Source organism: Pseudoalteromonas sp. S1727, assembly GCF_005886375.1.
GTDB lineage: Bacteria > Pseudomonadota > Gammaproteobacteria > Enterobacterales > Alteromonadaceae > Pseudoalteromonas > Pseudoalteromonas haloplanktis.
In genome coordinates this window covers 1-579 of the sequence record NZ_PNDT01000270.1, presented here as the reverse complement: position 1 = coordinate 579, position 579 = coordinate 1, and the positions used below count along the sequence as shown (strand labels likewise).

The 579-nt window shown below is 42.3% G+C and carries 1 protein-coding gene; it reads left to right on the top strand.

What is annotated here, in order from left to right; all coding sequences use genetic code 11:
• Positions 1-19: 19 nt before the first annotated feature.
• Positions 20-579 (top strand): reverse transcriptase domain-containing protein (locus CWB85_RS21970; protein WP_249314966.1); only part of this gene is annotated, 560 nt, incomplete at its 3' end.

The following is a 579-nucleotide window of genomic DNA, read 5'->3' as shown; positions in this document are numbered from 1 at the left end:
GCCGTATGATGGTGAGCGAATGCTTGGGATCCCTGCTGTTATCGACAGAGTGATCCAACAAGCCATTGCTCAAGTGATCAGTCCTTACTTTGAGCCTCAATTTTCACCACATAGTTATGGTTATCGCCCTCATAAAAGAGCCAGTCAAGCAGTGAACCATGTTCAATCTTGTGTTAAACAAGGTTATAAAACAGCGGTTGATATTGACTTGTCTAAGTTCTTTGATGAGGTAAACCATGACATGCTGATGAATCGTATTGGTCGTAAAATCAAAGACAAAGCACTCATGCGCCTACTCGGTAAATACTTACGAGCGGGGATCGCAGAGCGCGAAACGGGTCTGTGGTTTGAGTCAACTAAAGGAGTCCCTCAAGGTGGGCCATTATCCCCTTTGCTTTCCAACATTTTACTCGATGAATTAGATAAGAAGTTAACCTACAAACGCCTTAAGTTTGCACGTTACGCTGATGACATAATCATTTTAGTAAAAACGAAAAGCGAAGGGCTAATAATCCAACGGGAAATTACAGCGTTCATCACTAAGCGATTAAAGCTCAAAGTGAACGAATCGAAAAGTCG